General features: G+C 33.1%; 34 protein-coding genes. All 34 read left to right on the top strand.

From position 1 onward, the window contains the following. Positions 1-286: 286 nt before the first annotated feature. Positions 287-595, top strand: coding sequence for a 30S ribosomal protein S10 (gene rpsJ, locus J2Z24_RS06940; RefSeq protein WP_035147409.1), 309 nt, complete (start codon positions 287-289; stop codon positions 593-595). Between the two features lie 77 nt (positions 596-672). Then, positions 673-1,302 (top strand): 50S ribosomal protein L3, encoded by a 630-nt coding sequence (rplC, locus tag J2Z24_RS06935; protein ID WP_035147411.1) that lies wholly within the window; start codon positions 673-675, stop codon positions 1,300-1,302. 25 nt (positions 1,303-1,327) lie between these two features. Beyond that, the gene (gene rplD, locus J2Z24_RS06930; protein ID WP_035147413.1) at positions 1,328-1,948 is read left to right on the top strand and encodes a 50S ribosomal protein L4; all 621 of its coding nucleotides are present in this window, start codon (positions 1,328-1,330) and stop codon (positions 1,946-1,948) included. Further along, the gene (gene rplW / locus J2Z24_RS06925; protein WP_035147415.1) at positions 1,948-2,241 is read left to right on the top strand and encodes a 50S ribosomal protein L23; all 294 of its coding nucleotides are present in this window, start codon (positions 1,948-1,950) and stop codon (positions 2,239-2,241) included. The genes rplD and rplW overlap by 1 nt, the downstream gene beginning before the upstream one ends. A 71-nt stretch (positions 2,242-2,312) precedes the next feature. Continuing rightward, the gene (gene rplB, locus J2Z24_RS06920) at positions 2,313-3,143 is read left to right on the top strand and encodes a 50S ribosomal protein L2 (RefSeq protein ID WP_035147418.1); all 831 of its coding nucleotides are present in this window, start codon (positions 2,313-2,315) and stop codon (positions 3,141-3,143) included. Positions 3,144-3,212: 69 nt separating this feature from the next. Further along, positions 3,213-3,497 (top strand): 30S ribosomal protein S19, encoded by a 285-nt coding sequence (rpsS, locus tag J2Z24_RS06915; protein ID WP_035147421.1) that lies wholly within the window; start codon positions 3,213-3,215, stop codon positions 3,495-3,497. A 22-nt stretch (positions 3,498-3,519) separates the two neighbouring features. After that, positions 3,520-3,855, top strand: coding sequence for a 50S ribosomal protein L22 (gene rplV / locus J2Z24_RS06910; protein ID WP_035147424.1), 336 nt, complete (start codon positions 3,520-3,522; stop codon positions 3,853-3,855). Between the two features lie 17 nt (positions 3,856-3,872). Then, entirely contained in the window at positions 3,873-4,541 is a 669-nt protein-coding gene (gene rpsC, locus J2Z24_RS06905) for a 30S ribosomal protein S3 (protein ID WP_035147427.1), read from the top strand. 17 nt (positions 4,542-4,558) lie between these two features. Beyond that, complete coding sequence (gene rplP / locus J2Z24_RS06900) at positions 4,559-5,002, top strand: 50S ribosomal protein L16 (RefSeq protein ID WP_035147429.1); 444 nt, start codon at positions 4,559-4,561, stop codon at positions 5,000-5,002. Continuing rightward, entirely contained in the window at positions 4,992-5,204 is a 213-nt protein-coding gene (gene rpmC, locus J2Z24_RS06895; RefSeq protein ID WP_035147431.1) for a 50S ribosomal protein L29, read from the top strand. Before rplP ends, rpmC begins: the two co-directional genes overlap by 11 nt. A 21-nt stretch (positions 5,205-5,225) precedes the next feature. Continuing rightward, positions 5,226-5,480, top strand: coding sequence for a 30S ribosomal protein S17 (rpsQ, locus tag J2Z24_RS06890; protein ID WP_035147433.1), 255 nt, complete (start codon positions 5,226-5,228; stop codon positions 5,478-5,480). Between the two features lie 30 nt (positions 5,481-5,510). Further along, the gene (gene rplN / locus J2Z24_RS06885) at positions 5,511-5,879 is read left to right on the top strand and encodes a 50S ribosomal protein L14 (protein ID WP_035147435.1); all 369 of its coding nucleotides are present in this window, start codon (positions 5,511-5,513) and stop codon (positions 5,877-5,879) included. Positions 5,880-5,897: 18 nt separating this feature from the next. Beyond that, a complete protein-coding gene (gene rplX, locus J2Z24_RS06880; protein ID WP_035147437.1) occupies positions 5,898-6,218 on the top strand; it encodes a 50S ribosomal protein L24 in 321 nt (106 codons plus the stop codon). Positions 6,219-6,239: 21 nt separating this feature from the next. Continuing rightward, positions 6,240-6,782 (top strand): 50S ribosomal protein L5, encoded by a 543-nt coding sequence (rplE, locus tag J2Z24_RS06875; protein WP_035147439.1) that lies wholly within the window; start codon positions 6,240-6,242, stop codon positions 6,780-6,782. A 15-nt stretch (positions 6,783-6,797) separates the two neighbouring features. Continuing rightward, a complete protein-coding gene (locus J2Z24_RS06870) occupies positions 6,798-6,983 on the top strand; it encodes a type Z 30S ribosomal protein S14 (protein ID WP_035147442.1) in 186 nt (61 codons plus the stop codon). A gap of 29 nt (positions 6,984-7,012) precedes the next feature. Further along, positions 7,013-7,411: a 30S ribosomal protein S8 gene (gene rpsH, locus J2Z24_RS06865; protein WP_035147444.1), complete on the top strand. Its 399-nt coding sequence runs from the start codon at positions 7,013-7,015 to the stop codon at positions 7,409-7,411. Positions 7,412-7,433: 22 nt separating this feature from the next. Beyond that, positions 7,434-7,976 (top strand): 50S ribosomal protein L6, encoded by a 543-nt coding sequence (gene rplF / locus J2Z24_RS06860; protein ID WP_035147445.1) that lies wholly within the window; start codon positions 7,434-7,436, stop codon positions 7,974-7,976. A 24-nt stretch (positions 7,977-8,000) separates the two neighbouring features. Continuing rightward, positions 8,001-8,360, top strand: a complete 360-nt coding sequence (rplR, locus tag J2Z24_RS06855; protein WP_035147446.1) for a 50S ribosomal protein L18 — start codon at positions 8,001-8,003, stop codon at positions 8,358-8,360. Positions 8,361-8,376: 16 nt separating this feature from the next. After that, complete coding sequence (gene rpsE / locus J2Z24_RS06850) at positions 8,377-8,874, top strand: 30S ribosomal protein S5 (protein ID WP_035147447.1); 498 nt, start codon at positions 8,377-8,379, stop codon at positions 8,872-8,874. Positions 8,875-8,885: 11 nt separating this feature from the next. Then, the gene (gene rpmD, locus J2Z24_RS06845; protein WP_035147449.1) at positions 8,886-9,068 is read left to right on the top strand and encodes a 50S ribosomal protein L30; all 183 of its coding nucleotides are present in this window, start codon (positions 8,886-8,888) and stop codon (positions 9,066-9,068) included. 17 nt (positions 9,069-9,085) lie between these two features. Further along, the gene (rplO, locus tag J2Z24_RS06840; protein ID WP_035147450.1) at positions 9,086-9,526 is read left to right on the top strand and encodes a 50S ribosomal protein L15; all 441 of its coding nucleotides are present in this window, start codon (positions 9,086-9,088) and stop codon (positions 9,524-9,526) included. A 1-nt stretch (position 9,527) separates the two neighbouring features. Then, positions 9,528-10,811: a preprotein translocase subunit SecY gene (secY, locus tag J2Z24_RS06835; protein ID WP_035147453.1), complete on the top strand. Its 1,284-nt coding sequence runs from the start codon at positions 9,528-9,530 to the stop codon at positions 10,809-10,811. A 22-nt stretch (positions 10,812-10,833) separates the two neighbouring features. After that, complete coding sequence (locus tag J2Z24_RS06830) at positions 10,834-11,484, top strand: adenylate kinase (protein ID WP_035147457.1); 651 nt, start codon at positions 10,834-10,836, stop codon at positions 11,482-11,484. Continuing rightward, entirely contained in the window at positions 11,485-12,234 is a 750-nt protein-coding gene (gene map, locus J2Z24_RS06825; protein WP_035147460.1) for a type I methionyl aminopeptidase, read from the top strand. Positions 12,235-12,248: 14 nt separating this feature from the next. Then, a complete protein-coding gene (locus J2Z24_RS06820) occupies positions 12,249-12,530 on the top strand; it encodes a KOW domain-containing RNA-binding protein (RefSeq protein WP_035147462.1) in 282 nt (93 codons plus the stop codon). Positions 12,531-12,536: 6 nt separating this feature from the next. Next, positions 12,537-12,755, top strand: a complete 219-nt coding sequence (gene infA / locus J2Z24_RS06815) for a translation initiation factor IF-1 (RefSeq protein WP_027625101.1) — start codon at positions 12,537-12,539, stop codon at positions 12,753-12,755. Positions 12,756-12,770: 15 nt separating this feature from the next. Next, the gene (rpmJ, locus tag J2Z24_RS06810) at positions 12,771-12,884 is read left to right on the top strand and encodes a 50S ribosomal protein L36 (RefSeq protein WP_035147466.1); all 114 of its coding nucleotides are present in this window, start codon (positions 12,771-12,773) and stop codon (positions 12,882-12,884) included. A 121-nt stretch (positions 12,885-13,005) separates the two neighbouring features. Next, positions 13,006-13,377: a 30S ribosomal protein S13 gene (gene rpsM / locus J2Z24_RS06805; RefSeq protein ID WP_035147469.1), complete on the top strand. Its 372-nt coding sequence runs from the start codon at positions 13,006-13,008 to the stop codon at positions 13,375-13,377. A gap of 31 nt (positions 13,378-13,408) precedes the next feature. Beyond that, entirely contained in the window at positions 13,409-13,807 is a 399-nt protein-coding gene (gene rpsK / locus J2Z24_RS06800) for a 30S ribosomal protein S11 (RefSeq protein WP_035147472.1), read from the top strand. Positions 13,808-13,834: 27 nt separating this feature from the next. Then, on the top strand, positions 13,835-14,455 hold the full coding sequence (rpsD, locus tag J2Z24_RS06795; RefSeq protein ID WP_035147473.1) for a 30S ribosomal protein S4: 621 nt from the start codon (positions 13,835-13,837) through the stop codon (positions 14,453-14,455). Between the two features lie 64 nt (positions 14,456-14,519). After that, on the top strand, positions 14,520-15,467 hold the full coding sequence (locus tag J2Z24_RS06790; protein WP_035147475.1) for a DNA-directed RNA polymerase subunit alpha: 948 nt from the start codon (positions 14,520-14,522) through the stop codon (positions 15,465-15,467). A 45-nt stretch (positions 15,468-15,512) separates the two neighbouring features. Continuing rightward, a complete protein-coding gene (rplQ, locus tag J2Z24_RS06785; RefSeq protein WP_035147477.1) occupies positions 15,513-15,854 on the top strand; it encodes a 50S ribosomal protein L17 in 342 nt (113 codons plus the stop codon). 74 nt (positions 15,855-15,928) lie between these two features. Continuing rightward, positions 15,929-16,774, top strand: coding sequence for an energy-coupling factor transporter ATPase (locus J2Z24_RS06780; protein ID WP_035147479.1), 846 nt, complete (start codon positions 15,929-15,931; stop codon positions 16,772-16,774). Then, positions 16,759-17,619 carry an energy-coupling factor transporter ATPase gene (locus J2Z24_RS06775; protein WP_035147482.1) on the top strand — a complete coding sequence of 287 codons (861 nt, stop codon included), beginning with the start codon at positions 16,759-16,761 and terminating at the stop codon, positions 17,617-17,619. Before J2Z24_RS06780 ends, J2Z24_RS06775 begins: the two co-directional genes overlap by 16 nt. Positions 17,620-17,640 lie beyond the last annotated feature (21 nt).

Raw genomic sequence — 17,640 nt, 5'->3', positions numbered from 1 at the left:
TACTACAAATAGCATAATAAATAAAATGAAAATAAAAAAGCACTTGTCAAATTAAAAAAAATATTGTATACTATAGAAGTTGTAATGTGATGACAGCGATGAGGCAAGAGGTTGCCGGGCTTCCGGGTAATTCTTGACTGAGTAAGCTATGGTCTCGAACCAGGCGACGGTTATTCTGTAGTGTGTTGTTATGGCTATGCTTATGCAACACCCGGAGCAGTTTACAGAATACATCCGCTGTTGTACGTATGAAGTAAAGCGTGCAGGAAAAAGGAGGGAAATTAAAATGGCAAAACAAAAAATAAGAATAAGATTGAAGGCTTTTGACCATACAATTTTAGATCAGTCAGCTGAAAAAATTGTAGAAACTGCAAAAACATCAGGAGCAAAGGTAGCAGGACCAGTTCCATTACCAACAGAAAAAGATGTAATAACGATCTTAAGAGCTCCACATAAATATAAAGATGCAAGAGAGCAGTTTGAAATCAGAACACATAAGAGATTAATTGACATAATCAGTCCTTCACCAAAAACTGTAGATTCATTAATGAGATTAGATCTACCAGCAGGTGTTGATATCGAAATAAAACTATAATAGTAATAGATATATATGTATTGCTAACTATTATGATCACTAAGTGATCCGCTAATATGTTGAGGAGGTGTAGAACAATGAAAAAAGCTATAATAGGTAAAAAGCTTGGTATGACACAAATATTTGATGAAAATAATAAAGTAGTTCCTGTTACTGTAATTGAAGCAGGTCCATGTGTAGTTGTTCAGAAAAAAACAATTGAGAAAGATGGATATGATGCAATACAGGTTGGATTTGGAGATATAAAGGAAAAATTAGTTAATAAGCCATTAAAGGGACATTTTGCAAAAGCAGGTGTTGGATTTAAGAGAGTTATTAATGAATTTAAATTAGAGAATTCTAATGAATATCAAGTAGGTCAGGAAATAAAAGCTGACTTATTCCAAGCAGGAGAAAAAGTTGATGTATCAGGAGTTTCAAAAGGTAAGGGATTCCAAGGTACTATAAAGAGATGGAATGGACATAGAGGACCAATGACTCACGGTTCTAAATTCCACAGAGCAGTAGGTTCTATGGGAGGATCTTCAGATCCATCAAGAACTTTCAAAAACAAAAAAATGCCAGGACATATGGGTAATGTAAATACAACTGTACTAAATTTAGAAGTTGTAAAAGTAATGCCAGAGAAGAACTTAATTTTAATTAAAGGCGGAGTACCAGGACCAAATAAAGGTTTTGTGGTAATAAGAAATACAGTAAAAGCTTAATTTTCTGTAGAAAGGAGGATACAGGATGCCTACAGTAGGATTATTTAATAAAGAAGGTAAGAAAGTTGGAGATTTCCAGCTTGCAGATAACGTATTTGGTGTTGAAGTTAACAAAGATGCGTTACATCAAGTAGTTGTAGCTCAATTAGCTAATAAAAGACAAGGAACTCAATCAGCAAAAACAAGAGCTGAAGTTGCTGGTGGTGGAATAAAACCATGGAGACAAAAGGGAACTGGTAGAGCAAGACAAGGTTCTATAAGAGCTCCACAATGGATTCACGGTGGTATAGTATTTGCACCAAAGCCAAGAGATTATAGAGTTTCAATTCCAAAATCAATGAGAAGGGTTGCTTTGAAATCAGCTCTTTCATCAAAGGTTCAAGATAATCAATTAATAGTTTTAGAAAGTCTTGAATTAGAAGCTCCAAAGACTAAAGAAGTTGTAAAAATATTAAATGCTTTAAATGTTACTAAGACATTAATAGTTACTGCTGAATCAGATCAAAATATATACAAATCAGCAAGAAATATAAAGGGAGTAACAGTACTTCCAGTTAACAATTTAAATGTTTATGATATTCTAAAGTATGACAACTTTATAGTAACTAAGGATGCTGTATCAAAAATTGAGGAGGTGTATGCATAATGAAGCTAACAAATTATGATATAATCAGAAGACCAGTTATAACTGAAAAAAGTATGGCTTCTATGAGCGATAAGAAATACACCTTTATAGTTGATAAACATGTAAATAAATCTCAGATTAAAAGAGCAATAGAGGATATTTTTGGAGTAGAAGTTGCTGAAATAAAGACAGCTAACTACTTAGGAAAAAATAAGAGAGTAGGAGTTCATTTCGGAAAAAGACCTGATTATAAAAAAGCTGTTGTTAAATTATCAGAGAACAGTAAAACAATTGAGTTCTTTGAAGGAATGTAATTTTTAGTTAGTTAAAATAAGGCGTTATTGGCGATAAGCCAGATAAGCTCAAGATAAGGAGGTAGCACAAGATGGCTGTTAAAGGATTTAAACCTACCACACCTGCTAGAAGACAAATGACTGTGTGTACATATAATGAAATAACAACTGATTCACCAGAGAAGTCTCTTCTAGTTTCATTAAACAGAACTGGTGGTAGAAATAATAACGGTAAAATAACTGTTCGTCATCGTGGTGGCGGAGCTAAAAGAAAATATAGATTAATAGATTTTAAAAGAAATAAGGATGGAATTCCAGCAAAAGTTGCTACAATAGAATATGATCCAAATAGAACTGCATTTATAGCACTTGTTGTTTATGCTGATGGAGAAAAGAGATATATTATAGCTCCTGATGGATTAAAAGTTGGAGACACAGTTTATTCAGGACCAGAATCAGATATAAAAGTTGGAAATTGCCTTCCACTTAAGAATATTCCAGTTGGTACTTTTGTTCATAACATTGAATTATCAAAAGGAAAAGGTGCCCAGCTTGTTAGATCTGCAGGAAGTTCAGCACAGTTAATGGCTAAAGAAGGCGATTATGCAACATTGAGACTTCCAAGTGGTGAAATGAGATATGTAAGAGTAGAATGTAGAGCAACAATAGGAACAGTTTCTAATTTAACAAATGAAATTGTTAATATAGGTAAAGCTGGTAGAAAGAGACATATGGGATTCAGACCTACAGTTAGAGGTTCTGTAATGAACCCTAATGACCATCCACATGGTGGTGGTGAAGGTAGATCACCAATAGGACACCCAAGTCCACTTACTCCATGGGGTAAGCCAGCTCTTGGATATAAGACAAGAAAGCATAAAAAATACTCTGATAGATTTATTATTAAGAGAAAAAATGATTAATTTTGAAGAGAATAATTATATTCTCTTCAAAAGTTGTTAATAAGGTTATGTGAAGGGAGGCCAATTAAGTTGAGTAGATCCATTAAGAAAGGACCTTTTGTGCATGAAGGACTTTTAAAGAAAATAAACGAAATGAATAAAAATGGTGAAAAGAAAGTAATAAAGACATGGTCAAGAAGTTCAACTATTTTTCCACAAATGATAGGTCATACTATAGCAGTACATGACGGAAGAAAACATGTTCCTGTATATATCTTAGAAGATATGGTTGGACATAAATTAGGAGAATTCGTATTGACTAGAACATTTAAGGGCCATGTAGATAAGACTGAAAAGTCATCTGGCTCAAGATAGTACAGGAAGGAGGTAATATTTAATGGAAGCTAAAGCAATAGCTAAATATGTAAGAATGTCCTCAATGAAAATAGGAATAGTTCTTGACTTAATAAGAAATAAAAATGTAAATGAGGCCTTTGCTATATTACAGTACACTCCAAAAGATGCAGCTGTAGTAGTGAATAAAGTTTTAAAGTCAGCTGTAGCTAATGCTGAAAATAATTTAAATTTAGATGTAAGCAGATTATATGTTGCTGAAGCTTATGCTTGTGAAGGACCTATATTGAAGAGATTTCAGCCACATGCTCAGGGTAGAGCGTTTAGAATAAATAAAAGAACTAGCCATATTACGTTAGTTGTAAAGGAAAGAGATTAAAAGAAGGAGGGAAATAGATGGGACAGAAAGTACATCCACACGGTTTAAGAGTTGGAGTTATAAAAGATTGGGATGCTAAATGGTATGCTGATGGTAAAAATTTCTCAGATAATTTAGTTGAAGATAATCTTATAAGAGAATTTGTTAAAAATAAATCTTACTCAGCTGGTATTTCAAAAATTGAAATAGAAAGAGCGGCGAAAAGAGTTAAGTTAAATATACACACTGCTAAACCAGGTATGATAATTGGAAAAGGCGGTCAAGGAATTGATGCTTTAAAAGCTGAATTACAAAAGTTAATCAATAGTGATAAAAATATTTTAATAAATATAGTAGAAGTTAAAGCAGCAGAAACTGATGCTCAGTTAATGGCTGAAAATATAGCACAACAGCTTGAAAAAAGAATATCTTTTAGAAGAGCTATGAAACAAACAATTCAAAGAGCTATGAGATCAGGAGCTAAAGGTGTTAAGACTGCTTGTTCAGGAAGACTTGGCGGAGCTGATATAGCTAGAACAGAGCAATATCATGAAGGAACAATTCCTCTACAGACTTTAAGAGCTGATATAGATTACGGATTTGCTGAAGCAGATACTACATATGGGAAAATTGGTGTAAAAGTATGGGTATATAGAGGTGAAGTTCTTCCAGCAAAAAAAGAAATAAAGGAAGAAGTTAATGCATAGGGAAGGAGGAATATGACATGTTAATGCCTAAAAGAGTTAAACATCGTAAGGTACAGCGTGGCAGAATGAAAGGTAAGGCTACTAGAGGTAACTTTATAGCATACGGTGATTTTGGTATTCAAGCTACTGAATGTGGCTGGATCACAAGCAATCAAATTGAAGCTGCCAGAATAGCTATAAATAGATATATAAAAAGAGGAGGAAAACTTTGGATAAAGATTTTCCCAGATAAACCAGTTACTGAAAAACCAGCTGAAACACGTATGGGTTCCGGTAAAGGTTCACCTGAATACTGGGTAGCAGTAGTAAAACCAGGTAGAGTATTATTTGAACTAACAGGTGTTAGTGAAAAGGTAGCAAGAGAAGCTATGAGACTTGCTTCACATAAATTACCAGTATCCACTAAATTTGTTATGAGATCAGATTTTGAAGAAATGGGTGGTGAAATCAATGAAGGCTAGAGAATTACAAGAATTAAGAAAAGGCAGTCCTGAAGATTTAGCAGTAAAGTTAAATGATCTTAAGGGCGAATTGTTTAACCTTAGATTTCAGTTAGCTACTGGTCAGTTAGAAAACCCAATGAGAATAAGAGAAGTAAAAAAATCTATAGCCCAGATTAAGACCATCCTTAGAGAAGAAGAACTAAGGAAGTTTGAGCAGTAAAATTGAAAGGAGGTTTATCCTGTGGAAAGAACAAATAGAAAGTCAAGAATAGGTAGAGTTGTTTCTGATAAAATGGATAAAACTGTTGTTGTAGCAGTAGAAACTAAAGTTCGTCACCCATTATATGGGAAAACTGTGAACAGAACAACTAAATTTAAAGCACATGATGAAAATAATGAGGCTAAAATTAATGATAGAGTTTTAATAATGGAAACTAGACCATTATCAAAAGAAAAAAGATGGAGAGTTGTAGAAATAGTTGAAAAAGCTAAATAGTCTTAAAAAGCTGAAAGGAGGGTATTTTTAATGATTCAGCAGCAAACCATATTAAGAGTTGCAGATAACTCTGGTGCTAAAGAGATTATGTGTATAAGAGTACTAGGTGGTTCCAAGAGAAAATGGGGTAACATCGGAGATGTAATAGTTGCTAGCGTTAAAAGTGCAACACCAGGCGGTGTTGTTAAAAAAGGCGATGTTGTTAAGGCAGTAATCGTAAGATCTGTAAAAGGTTTAAGAAGAGCAGATGGTTCATATATAAGATTCGATGAAAATGCCGCTGTTATAATAAAGGATGATAAACAACCAAAAGGAACTCGTATCTTTGGACCTGTTGCAAGGGAGCTAAGAGATAAAGAATTTACAAAAATATTATCATTAGCACCTGAAGTTCTATAGGATAGGGAGGTGGCTTAAATGCAGAATAAGATACATGTTAGAAAAAAAGACACAGTTATGGTTATATCTGGAAAAGATAAGGGAAAAATAGGTGAAGTTTTAAGCGTATTCCCTAAGCATAATAAAGTATTAGTTAAAGGTGTTAATGTAGTTACAAAACACCAGAAACCAAGCAGAGAAAATATGCAAGGTGGAATTGTTCATAAAGAAGCGCCTATATATAGTTCAAAAGTTATGTTATACTGTACAAAATGCAAATCAGTAACAAGAATAAGTCATAAGATATTAGATGACGGAACTAAAGTAAGAGTTTGTAAAAAGTGCGGAGAAACATTCTAATCTTGAAAGGAGGTTTAACTAATGATTCCAAGATTACAGGAAAAATACGAAAAAGAAGTAGTTACAGCTTTAATGGAAAAGTTCGGATATCAGAATATAATGGAAGTTCCAAAGCTTGAAAAAATAGTTATAAACATGGGTGTTGGAGAAGCTAAAGAAAATCAAAAAATATTAGAATCAGCAGTTAGTGATTTAACAATCATTACAGGACAAAAGCCTGTGTTAACAAGAGCAAAAAAGTCAATAGCAAATTTTAAAATAAGAGAAAACATGCCAATAGGATGTAAGGTTACTTTAAGAAAGCAAAAAATGTATGAGTTTGCGGATAAATTAATGAATATAGCACTACCAAGAGTAAGAGATTTTAGAGGTATTTCAGATAAGTCTTTTGACGGTAGAGGAAATTATTCATTAGGAGTTAAAGAACAGCTTATATTCCCTGAAATTGAATATGATAAGATTGATAAAGTAAGAGGTATGGATATTATATTTGTTACAACTGCAAAGACTGACGAGGAAGCAAGAGAATTATTAAGATTCCTTGGAATGCCTTTTGCTCAATAATAAGGAGGGAAAATTGTGGCACGTAAGGCTTTAATAGAAAAGTGGAAAAAAGAACCTAAGTACTCAACAAGAGCTTACACAAGATGTAGAATTTGTGGAAGACCACATTCTGTTTTAAAGAAATTTGGTATATGCCGTATTTGTTTTAGAGAACTTGCATACAAAGGTCAAATACCTGGATGTAAGAAAGCAAGTTGGTAATTTGTTATAGGAAAGGAGGCACATTAAATATGGTAATGACTGACCCAATCGCAGATTTACTAACACGTATTAGAAATGCTAATATAGTTAGACATGAAACAGTAGAAGTACCTTCTTCAAATATTAAGAAGGCTATTGCAAATATAATGCTTCAAGAAGGATATGTAAAAGACATTGAGGAATACAATGATGGTTCAGTTCCAATGTTAAAAATAACAATGAAGTATGGTCAGAATAAAGAAAGAGTTATAACAGGCTTAAAGAGAATATCAAAACCAGGTTTAAGAGTATATTGCAGAAAAGAGGAAATTCCTAAAGTATTAAATGGTTTAGGAGTTGCTATTGTATCAACTTCAAAAGGAATCGTAACAGATAGAGACGCAAGAAAGTTTGCAGTTGGTGGCGAAGTACTTTGTTATATTTGGTAATGAATGAACAGGAGGTGTAATAATGTCAAGAATAGGAAGACTTCCAATAGCTATACCAAATAGTGTAACTGTTACAGTAACACCAGATAACGTTGTTACTGTAAAGGGGCCAAAAGGTCAGCTTGTAAAAAACATGCATCCTGCTATTAACATAGCTGTTGAGGACAATTCTGTAGTAGTTACAAGAAATAATGATCAAAAAGAGAGCAGATCTCTTCATGGATTAACAAGAGCGTTAATAAATAACATGGTTGTAGGAGTAACTGAAGGATATCAAAAGACATTAGAATTAGTTGGAGTAGGTTATAGAGCTCAGTTACAAGGTAAAAAATTAGTATTAAATCTTGGATTCTCACATCCAGTTGAAATAGATCCAGTTGAAGGCGTAGATTTCCAATTAGAAGGAGCTAATAAGATTATCGTTAAAGGTATCGATAAAGAACTAGTTGGAGATGTGGCAGCTGATATAAGAGAATGGAGAAAACCTGAACCTTACAAGGGAAAAGGAATTAAGTATGATAACGAAGTTATCAGACGTAAGGAAGGTAAAACTGGTAAGAAATAAAGATTAGGAAAGGAGTGAGTCTCTATGTTTAAGAAGGATGACAGAAAGAAGTCAAGAGTTAAACGTCATTTAAGAGTTCGTAAGAAAATTTCTGGAACTACTGAAATACCAAGACTTTCAGTATATAGAAGTGAAAAAAATATATATGCACAGATTATAGATGATATAAATGGTATAACTTTAGCTGCTGCTTCAAGTTTAGATAAAGATTTTAATGGACTTGGAAGTAATAAAGAAGGAGCTAAACTAGTTGGAGAACTAGTAGCTAAAAGAGCAATAGAAAAAGGAATTAAAGAAGTTGTTTTTGATAGAGGCGGATACGTTTATCACGGAAGAGTAAAAGAACTTGCAGATGGTGCGAGAGAAGCAGGTTTACAGTTCTAAAAAAGGAGGGAAATAAATGAGAATAGATCCTAGCACTTTGGATTTGAAAGAAAAAGTTGTATTTATAAATAGAGTTGCTAAGGTTGTAAAAGGTGGTAGAAACTTCAGATTTAGCGCCCTCGTAGTTGTTGGAGATGAAAATGGCCACGTAGGCGTTGGTATGGGGAAATCTATAGAAATACCTGAAGCTATAAGAAAAGGTATAGAAGATGCAAAGAAAAATTTAGTAGAAGTTCCAATAGTTGAAACTACAATACCACATGATATTCAAGGAGAATTTGGAACAGGAAGAGTTCTTTTAATGACTGCAAATGAAGGTACAGGAGTTATAGCTGGTGGTCCAGTAAGAGCAGTACTTGAATTAGCTGGTTTAAAAGATGTTAGAGCTAAATCTTTAGGTTCTAATAATCCAAGAAACATGGTTAATGCTACAATTAACGGTTTATCAAGACTAAGAACAGCTGAACAGATAGCTAAGTTAAGAGGAAAAACCGTTGAAGAGATTTTAGGTTAGGAGGGATAGCCTTGGCTAAACTTAAAATAACTTTAAAGAAGAGTTTAATTGGTAGAAAAGAAAGCCATATATCTACAGTTAATGCTCTTGGATTAAAGAAAATAGGAAAAACAGTTGAACAAAATGATACTCCTCAAATCAGAGGTATGATAAATAAAGTAAGTTATCTTTTAGAAGTAGAAGAAATACAGTAAAAGAGGAGGTGTAAGGTATGAAACTTCATGAATTAAGACCAGCAGAAGGTTCAAAAAAAGCTCCAAAGAGAGTAGGTAGAGGTACTGGTTCAGGACTTGGTAGAAATGCGGGAAAAGGTGAAAAAGGACAAAAAGCTAGATCCGGCGGTGGAGTAAGACCAGGATTTGAAGGCGGACAGATGCCATTATATAGAAGACTACCTAAGAGAGGATTTACAAATATATTTGCTAAAAGATTTGCAGCTATCAACGTTGATAGATTAAATATATTTGAAAACGGAACAGTTGTAACTCCAGAATTACTAATCGAAAAAGGAATAATAGGTAAAGTTTATGATGGAGTTAAAATTTTAGCTAATGGTGAGTTAGAAAAAAGCTTAACAGTTAAGGCAGCTAAATTTTCTAAAGCAGCAGCTGAAAAGATTGAAGCAGCTGGAGGAAAAGTTGAGGTGATATAAGGTGCTATCAACCCTACGTAATGCCTGGAAAGTTCCCGATTTGAGGAAGAGGATACTCTTTACATTTTTTATGTTAATCCTTTTTAGAATGGGAAATTTTATTCTCGTTCCAGGGATTGACCAATCAAGATTAAAGGCACTTACAGAAGCAGGTAATGGAAACTTATTTAGCTTATATGATTTGATATCTGGTGGTGCATTCAGCAAATTTAGTATATTTGCTATGGGTGTAGTTCCGTATATTAACTCATCCATTATATTTCAGCTTTTGACTATCGCTATACCTTCTTTAGAACAATTATCTAAAGAAGGAGAAGAAGGTAGAAAAAAAATTCAGCAATATACTAGATATGGTGCTATAGTTTTTAGTATCATTCAAGGTTTCAGTACATATGCCATTATATCAAGAGCTGGAGCATTACAAGATGGTTCTAAGCTTAGTATGTTTTTAATAATCCTTACTTTAACCACAGCATCAACATTTCTAATGTGGTTCGGAGATAAGATTACTGAAAAGGGCATTGGAAATGGTATATCACTTATAATATTTGTAAATATTGTTTCAAGAGTTCCGAGTACTATATATAGCATATCATCACTTCAAAAAGCTGAAGAAGTTAACTTCGTTCAAGTTATAACGTTTGTAGTAGTAGTAGCAGCATTATTCTTGTCAGCAGTTGTGATGAGTCTTGCAGAAAGAAGAATACCTATTCAGTATGCAGGGAAAACTGTAGGAGGAAAAATGTATAAAGGACAGTCAACACATATTCCTATAAATGTGAATTCCTCAGGAGTTATAGGTATAATATTTGCTATGTCACTTATGCTTTTTCCTGCAACAATAAGTCAATTTTGGCCTAATTCAAAGTTTAACATGATTATAACAGGAAGTAAGTATAGTCCTTTTAGAGAGGGTAGTTGGCAATACAGTTTAATGTATTTCCTACTAATAATATTCTTTACTTGGTTTTATACACAAGTTACATTTAAACCTGATGAAATGGCTGAAAATATGCATAAGTCAGCTGGCTTTATTCCAGGAATAAGACCAGGAGAGCCTACAGCAAATTATATTGAAAAAGTGCTAACAAGAATAGCAGTACTTGGGGGTGTTTTTGCTGGAATGATAGCAATTATACCTATAATAGTATCATCAAATACTCCTTTCAAAGGAATTTATTTTGGAGGTACTGGATTGCTAATTATCGTAGGAGTTGCTCTTGAATCTATAAGACAAATAGAATCTCAATTAGTAATGAGACATTATCAAGGATTTTTAAAGTAATAAATATTTGGAGATGGTTTAGTTGAAGATAATTTTACTAGGTCCTCCAGGAGCTGGAAAAGGGACACAGGCAAAGTTAATTAGTGAAAAATATTCCATACCACATATATCAACAGGTGATATATTTAGAAAAAATATATCAGAAAAGACGCCCCTTGGAATTAAAGCGAAGAGTTACATGGATAAAGGTCAATTAGTACCAGATGAGTTAACTATAGAAATAGTTAATGATAGATTAAAGAATGATGATTGCAAAAAAGGATTTTTATTAGATGGATTTCCTAGAACAGTAAAACAAGCAGAAGCACTTGATAAATTCCTAAATAATGAAGGAACAAAAATTGATAATGCTTTATTAATAGAAGTACCTCAAGATTTCATTCTAGAGAGAATGACAGGAAGAAGAGTGTGTAAGAATTGTGGAGCTAGCTACCATGTGAAATTTAATCCTTCAAAGACTGAAGGTAAATGTGATTTGTGTGGTGGAGAGCTTGTTCAGAGGAAAGATGATACTGAAGAAACAGTAAAAGAGAGATTAGAAGTGTATTCAAATCAAACAGCACCGTTAGTTCAGTATTATAAAAGCAATGATTCACTTTATGCAATTGATGGAACTCGTGAAATTAGTGAAGTTTTTCAAAGCGTTTGTAATATCCTAGGGAGCGATATATAGATGATAATTATTAAAAATGATATAGAAATTGAGTATATGAGACAGGCAGGTAAAGTTGTAGGAGATACCCTTGCAAAACTTGAAGAGGCAGTAAAACCTGGAATAACTACTGGAGAATTGGATAGAATAGCAGAAGAGTTTATAACTCAGAGAGGTGCTAAGCCATCTTTTAAGGGTTATTATGGATTTCCCGCTTCAATATGTGCATCAGTAAATAATGAAGTAGTTCATGGTATTCCATCTAAAGATAGGGTTCTACAAGAAGGCGATATTATAAGTATAGATTGTGGAGCAATTATTAATGGATATCATGGAGATGCAGCAAGAACTTTCCCTATAGGAAAAATTTCTGAAGAAGCTAAGAAACTTATTGAAGTGACTAAGGAAAGTTTTTTTAAGGGAGTAGAAAAAGCTACAATAGGGAATAGATTAACTGATATCTCTTCTGCAGTTCAGCAATATGTTGAGAGTTTTGCCTATTCTGTTGTTAGAGACTATGTTGGTCACGGTATTGGTAAAGAAATGCATGAAGATCCTGAGGTTCCTAATTTTGGTAGGCCTGGTAGAGGCCCTAAATTAATAAAGGGCATGGTTATAGCTATAGAACCTATGGTTAACATAGGAGATTATCATGTAAAAGTTGAACCAAATGGATGGACAGTTGTGACCAAAGATAATAGTTTATCAGCTCATTATGAAAACACAGTTGCTATTTTAGATAACGGCCCAGAAATACTAACATTGATTTAATAGAGGTGAAAATCTTGAATGATAATGACCAGATAGGTAAAGTAGTCTGTTCTAAGGCAGGAAGAGATAAGGGTAGATTCTTCATAGTTACAGCAGTTTTGAATGAAGAATATGTTTATATTTCCGATGGCAGTTTAAGGTTTGTTGAAAAACCTAAGAAAAAGAAAATTAAGCATTTAGTTTTTACTAATGTAATAGCTGATGAAATTAAAAAAACGTTATTAGAGAATAATGAAGTTAGTAATTTGATGATTAGGAAATTTTTGCAGTCTCACGACATGAATAAGGAGGTTTGAGACCTTATGTCAAAAGAGGATGTTATAGAAATGCAGGGTACTGTTTTAGAAGCTTTACCTAATGCTATGTTTGAAGTAGAATTAGAAAGTGGGCATAAAATATTAGCTCATATTTCTGGAAAATTAAGAATGAATTTTATAAGAATACTGCCGGGAGATAAAGTTACTGTGGAGCTTTCTCCATATGATTTAACTCGTGGAAGAATAACTTGGAGAGCAAAGTAATAAGGAGGGTTAGCTATGAAAGTAAGACCATCAGTTAAGCCTATATGTGAAAAATGCAAAGTCATAAAAAGAAAAGGAAGATTAATGGTTATTTGTGAAAATCCTAAACACAAACAAAAACAAGGTTAATAATGTTTTGGGGCGGCTGACATTAGGATTTTAAAGATCCTAATGGCCTAAAACTTTATATATAAATTTAAATTAATTAATCCTTTATCTATAATAAAGATATTCAGGAGGTGTAATATTAATGGCAAGAATAGCAGGAGTTGACCTACCAAAGGAAAAAAGAGTAGAAATAGGTCTAACCTACATTTTCGGTATAGGATTACCAAGTTCACACAAAATCCTTAAAGAAACAGGAGTTAATCCAAATGCAAGAGTTAAGGATTTAAGTGAAGAAGAAGTTAATGCATTAAGAGATTATATAAATAAAAATTTTACTGTTGAAGGTGATTTAAGAAGAAATATAGCTCTTGATATAAAGAGATTGGTTGAAATAGGTTGTTATAGAGGAATAAGACATAGAAGAGGACTTCCAGTAAGAGGTCAGAAAACTAAGACTAATGCTAGAACAAGAAAAGGTCCAAAGAAATTAGTTGGTTCTAAGAAAAAGAAATAGCATTGATAAACTGATTTAAGGAGGGAAAAAGATGGCAGCTGGGTCAAAAGTTAAAAAGACAAGAAGAAGAAAAGAAAGAAAAAATATTGAACACGGCAGTGCACATATAAAGTCAACTTTTAACAATTCCATTGTTACGTTAACTGATACTGCTGGTAACACATTATCATGGGCAAGTGCCGGCGGATTAGGATTTAGAGGTTCAAGAAAGAGCACTCCATTTGCAGCTCAAATGGCAGCTGAAACTGCAGCAAAGGCAGCTATGGAGCATGGCTTAAAGAGCGTTGAAGTATATGTAAAGGGACCAGGAGCAGGTAGAGAAGCTGCAATAAGATCACTACAGGCTGCTGGATTAGAAGTAACTCTAATTAAAGACGTTACTCCAATACCACACAATGGTTGCAGACCACCAAAGAGAAGAAGAGTCTAATTTTAAGTAATAGGAGGTGTAATTTAAATGGCAAGATACACTGGAGCAGTTTGTAGATTATGTAGAAGAGAAGGATTAAAGCTATTTCTTAAAGGAGATAGATGTCATACAGATAAGTGTGCGTTCGCAAGAAGAGGATATGCACCAGGACAACATGGACAGAGCAGAAAGAAGCTTTCGAACTATGGATTACAATTAAGAGAAAAGCAGAAAGCTAGAAGAATATATGGAGTATTAGAAGGTCAGTTTAGAACTTACTATGAAAAAGCTGACAAAATGAGAGGAATAACAGGTGAAAACTTACTTAAGCTTTTAGAATTAAGACTTGATAACGTAGCTTATAGATTAGGATACGGAGATTCTAGAAAAGAAGCTAGACAGTTAGTAACTCATGGACATTTTTTAGTAAATGGCAAAAAAGTAGATATTCCTTCATATATACTTTCTGTAAATGATGTTATAACTATATCTGAAAAGAGTAGAGCTACAGAAAAGTTTAAGACATTTGCTGAAAATCCAAAGACATTACCAAACTGGTTAACAGCTAATCCAGAAAATTTTGAAGGAAAAGTTGTTAGTGAACCAGCTAGAGCTGATATAGATGTTCCTGTAAATGAAACATTAATAGTTGAGTTATACAGCAAATAGTAATTAAATAAGAATCAGTTGCCCTCAATGTAAACTAATAGATTATTAAAAAGGAGGGTTCCTAATGTTAGAAATTGAAAAGCCAAAAATAGAATGTGTAGAGATGGCTGAAGACGGTTCTTATGGCAAGTTCGTTGTAGAACCTTTGGAAAGAGGATATGGGACTACTCTAGGGAATGCATTAAGGAGAATACTCCTTTCTTCATTACCTGGAGTTGCTGTTAATTCTATAAAAATTGAAAATGTACTACATGAGTTTTCTACTGTTAAAGCAGTAAAAGAAGATGTTACTGAATTAATATTAAATATTAAGTTATTAGCTTTAAAGATGAGCGGAGAAGGTCCAAAAACTATATATATAGATGCTAAAGGACCTGGTGAAGTAACAGCAGGTGATATAAAAACTGATGGCGATGTAGAAGTTATAAATAAAGACTTACATATAGCAACCTTAGATGATGATGGAAAACTTTATATAGAAATGGTGGTAAATAGAGGTAGAGGCTATGTATCACAGAATAGAAATAAAGTAGAAGGTATGCCAATAGGAACTATCCCTGTAGATTCTATTTATACTCCTGTAAAAAGGGTTAACTTTACTGTAGAAAATACAAGAGTGGGACAGATTACAGACTATGATAAATTAACTCTTGAAGTATGGACCAATGGAACAATAATGCCTGATGAAGCAGTAAGTTTATCAGCAAAAATATTGATAGAACACTTCAAGTTATTTATGACTTTAACAGATCATGCAAATAATGTAGAAATCATGGTTGAAAAAGAGGAAGATAAGAAAGAAAAAGTTCTAGAAATGACTATTGAAGAACTTGACCTTTCAGTTAGAAGTTATAACTGCTTAAAGAGGGCTGGTATAAATACAGTACAAGAATTAACTGAAAGAACTATGGATGATATGATGAAAGTAAGAAATCTAGGGAAAAAATCTCTTGAAGAAGTTGAACAAAAGCTTGCAGCTTTATCATTGGGCTTAAAGCAGAGTGAAGAGTAGTTTATAGGATAAAACACTAGATGGAATGTAAGGAGGTATATAGACATGGCAGGATATCGTAAGTTAGGTCGTCCAACAGACCAAAGAAGAGCAATGCTTAGAAGTCTAGTTACTAGTTTCTTAAAGAATGGTAAAATAGAAACTACTGTAACAAGAGCAAAAGAAACTAAAAACTTAGCTGAAAAAATGATAACTCTTGGAAAAAGAGGAGACTTACATGCAAGAAGACAGGTACTTGCATTTGTAACAGAAGAAGAAGTAGTTAAGAATTTATTCGAAAACATAGCTCCTAAATACGCTGAAAGAAATGGTGGATACACTAGAATGTATAAAGTTGGTCCAAGAAGAGGCGATGGAGCAGAAATGGTTATATTAGAATTAGTTTAGTAGCTTAGGGGATTAAGTAGAGACATAGCTTAGTCCCCATTTTAATATACTGTCAATCATTAAGAGGTGTTTAAATGAATGAGAAAATGATTGAATGTAGGAATGTAGTGTATAAATATGAAGATAACAGCGAAAGCAACTTCAGAATAGCTATAGATAATATGACAATAAGTATAAATAAAGGTGAATTTGTTGTAGTTTTAGGAAGAAATGGTTCAGGTAAATCAACTTTAGCAAAGCATATGAATGCACTTTTAGTTCCTACAGATGGAAAAGTTTTTGTAGACGGAATGGATACTTCACTTGAAGAACATTTATGGGATATTAGAAATAAATCAGGAATGGTTTTTCAGAACCCAGATAACCAAATTGTGGCAACTATAGTTGAAGAAGATGTTGCTTTTGGACCAGAAAATCTTGGAATAGAACCAACTGAAATAAGAAGAAGAGTTGATGACTCTTTAAAAAGAGTAAATATGTATGAATATAGAAAACACGCACCTCATTTATTATCTGGTGGGCAAAAACAAAGAGTGGCTATAGCTGGAGTTCTAGCTATGAGACCAGAATGTATTGTTTTTGATGAGCCTACAGCTATGTTGGATCCATCAGGAAGAAAAGAAGTAATAAAAACAATAAAAGAATTAAATAAAAAGTATGGTATTACTATAGTACTAATTACACATTATATGGAAGAAGCAGTTGAAGCAGATAGAATTGTAGTAATGGATTCAGGAAAGCTTATTATTGAAGGATCACCAAGAGAAATATTTAGTAACGTAGGAACTATGAAAAAAATAGGCCTTGATGTACCACAGGTAACTGAATTAGCTTATGAATTACAAAAAGAGGGATTGGATATAACTTCAGATATATTAACTATTGATGAGATGGTGAATGGATTATGTCAATTAAAATAGAAAATTTAACTCATATTTATATGAAAGGAACACCTTTCGAAAAAAAAGCCATAGATAATGTTACTTTAGAAATAAAAGATGGAGAATTTGTTGCATTAATAGGTCATACAGGTTCAGGAAAGTCTACTCTTATACAGCATGTAAATGGACTTCTCAAGCCAGACTCAGGAAAAATTATAGTTGATGATGTTGATATAACTAGCAAAAATGTAAAATTAACTACTATAAGAAAGAAAGTAGGTTTGGTTTTTCAATATCCAGAATACCAACTATTTGAGGAAACTATTGAAAAAGATATTGCTTTTGGTCCTAGAAACTTAGGATTGAGTGAAGAAGAAATATCATCTAAAATCAAAAGAGCTATGAAAATTGTTGGATTGGATTATGATACATATAAGGATAAATCACCATTTGAATTAAGTGGTGGACAAAAAAGAAGAGTAGCTATTGCTGGTGTAGTAGCCATGGAACCAAAAGTATTAATATTGGATGAACCTACTGCAGGATTAGATCCAAGAGGTAGAGATGATATATTAGGAAATATAGCAGATCTTCATAAAGAATATAATATGACTATTATACTTGTTTCTCATAGCATGGAAGATGTAGCTAAGTTAGCTTCTAGAATACTTGTAATGCATAAGGGAAAATGTATATTAGATGGTAAGCCATCAAAAATATTTAAAGAGATAGATACTCTTGAGAATGTTGGGTTAGCTGTACCGCAAGTAACATATTTAGTGAAAAAATTAAGAGAGAAAGGTTTTAATATATCTGAAGATATATTTACTATAGAACAAGCTAAGCAAGAGTTACTGAGAATATTAAGGAAGCAGCCTATGTAAAAGTTGAAAGAATATTGTTAG

Origin of the sequence: Clostridium tetanomorphum (assembly GCF_017873215.1) — a bacterium.
GTDB lineage: Bacteria > Bacillota > Clostridia > Clostridiales > Clostridiaceae > Clostridium_AO > Clostridium_AO tetanomorphum.
Note: the sequence above shows the minus strand (reverse complement) of the source record. Positions and strands in the feature narration are given on the sequence as shown.

Coding starts and splice junctions, on each gene's coding strand:
- rplC (WP_035147411.1), top strand. CDS start 673: ATGAAAAAAGCTATAATAGGTAAAAAGCTTGGTATGACACAAATATTT.
- rplF (WP_035147445.1), top strand. CDS start 7,434: ATGTCAAGAATAGGAAGACTTCCAATAGCTATACCAAATAGTGTAACT.
- rpsM (WP_035147469.1), top strand. CDS start 13,006: ATGGCAAGAATAGCAGGAGTTGACCTACCAAAGGAAAAAAGAGTAGAA.
- rplR (WP_035147446.1), top strand. CDS start 8,001: ATGTTTAAGAAGGATGACAGAAAGAAGTCAAGAGTTAAACGTCATTTA.
- rplX (WP_035147437.1), top strand. CDS start 5,898: ATGCAGAATAAGATACATGTTAGAAAAAAAGACACAGTTATGGTTATA.
- rpsK (WP_035147472.1), top strand. CDS start 13,409: ATGGCAGCTGGGTCAAAAGTTAAAAAGACAAGAAGAAGAAAAGAAAGA.
- J2Z24_RS06780 (WP_035147479.1), top strand. CDS start 15,929: ATGAATGAGAAAATGATTGAATGTAGGAATGTAGTGTATAAATATGAA.
- rpsC (WP_035147427.1), top strand. CDS start 3,873: ATGGGACAGAAAGTACATCCACACGGTTTAAGAGTTGGAGTTATAAAA.
- rplQ (WP_035147477.1), top strand. CDS start 15,513: ATGGCAGGATATCGTAAGTTAGGTCGTCCAACAGACCAAAGAAGAGCA.
- infA (WP_027625101.1), top strand. CDS start 12,537: ATGTCAAAAGAGGATGTTATAGAAATGCAGGGTACTGTTTTAGAAGCT.
- rpsD (WP_035147473.1), top strand. CDS start 13,835: ATGGCAAGATACACTGGAGCAGTTTGTAGATTATGTAGAAGAGAAGGA.
- rpmC (WP_035147431.1), top strand. CDS start 4,992: ATGAAGGCTAGAGAATTACAAGAATTAAGAAAAGGCAGTCCTGAAGAT.
- rplW (WP_035147415.1), top strand. CDS start 1,948: ATGAAGCTAACAAATTATGATATAATCAGAAGACCAGTTATAACTGAA.
- rplN (WP_035147435.1), top strand. CDS start 5,511: ATGATTCAGCAGCAAACCATATTAAGAGTTGCAGATAACTCTGGTGCT.
- rpsE (WP_035147447.1), top strand. CDS start 8,377: ATGAGAATAGATCCTAGCACTTTGGATTTGAAAGAAAAAGTTGTATTT.
- rplP (WP_035147429.1), top strand. CDS start 4,559: ATGTTAATGCCTAAAAGAGTTAAACATCGTAAGGTACAGCGTGGCAGA.
- map (WP_035147460.1), top strand. CDS start 11,485: ATGATAATTATTAAAAATGATATAGAAATTGAGTATATGAGACAGGCA.
- rpmJ (WP_035147466.1), top strand. CDS start 12,771: ATGAAAGTAAGACCATCAGTTAAGCCTATATGTGAAAAATGCAAAGTC.
- J2Z24_RS06775 (WP_035147482.1), top strand. CDS start 16,759: ATGTCAATTAAAATAGAAAATTTAACTCATATTTATATGAAAGGAACA.
- rplB (WP_035147418.1), top strand. CDS start 2,313: ATGGCTGTTAAAGGATTTAAACCTACCACACCTGCTAGAAGACAAATG.
- J2Z24_RS06790 (WP_035147475.1), top strand. CDS start 14,520: ATGTTAGAAATTGAAAAGCCAAAAATAGAATGTGTAGAGATGGCTGAA.
- rplV (WP_035147424.1), top strand. CDS start 3,520: ATGGAAGCTAAAGCAATAGCTAAATATGTAAGAATGTCCTCAATGAAA.
- rplO (WP_035147450.1), top strand. CDS start 9,086: ATGAAACTTCATGAATTAAGACCAGCAGAAGGTTCAAAAAAAGCTCCA.
- rpsH (WP_035147444.1), top strand. CDS start 7,013: ATGGTAATGACTGACCCAATCGCAGATTTACTAACACGTATTAGAAAT.
- rplE (WP_035147439.1), top strand. CDS start 6,240: ATGATTCCAAGATTACAGGAAAAATACGAAAAAGAAGTAGTTACAGCT.
- rplD (WP_035147413.1), top strand. CDS start 1,328: ATGCCTACAGTAGGATTATTTAATAAAGAAGGTAAGAAAGTTGGAGAT.
- rpsJ (WP_035147409.1), top strand. CDS start 287: ATGGCAAAACAAAAAATAAGAATAAGATTGAAGGCTTTTGACCATACA.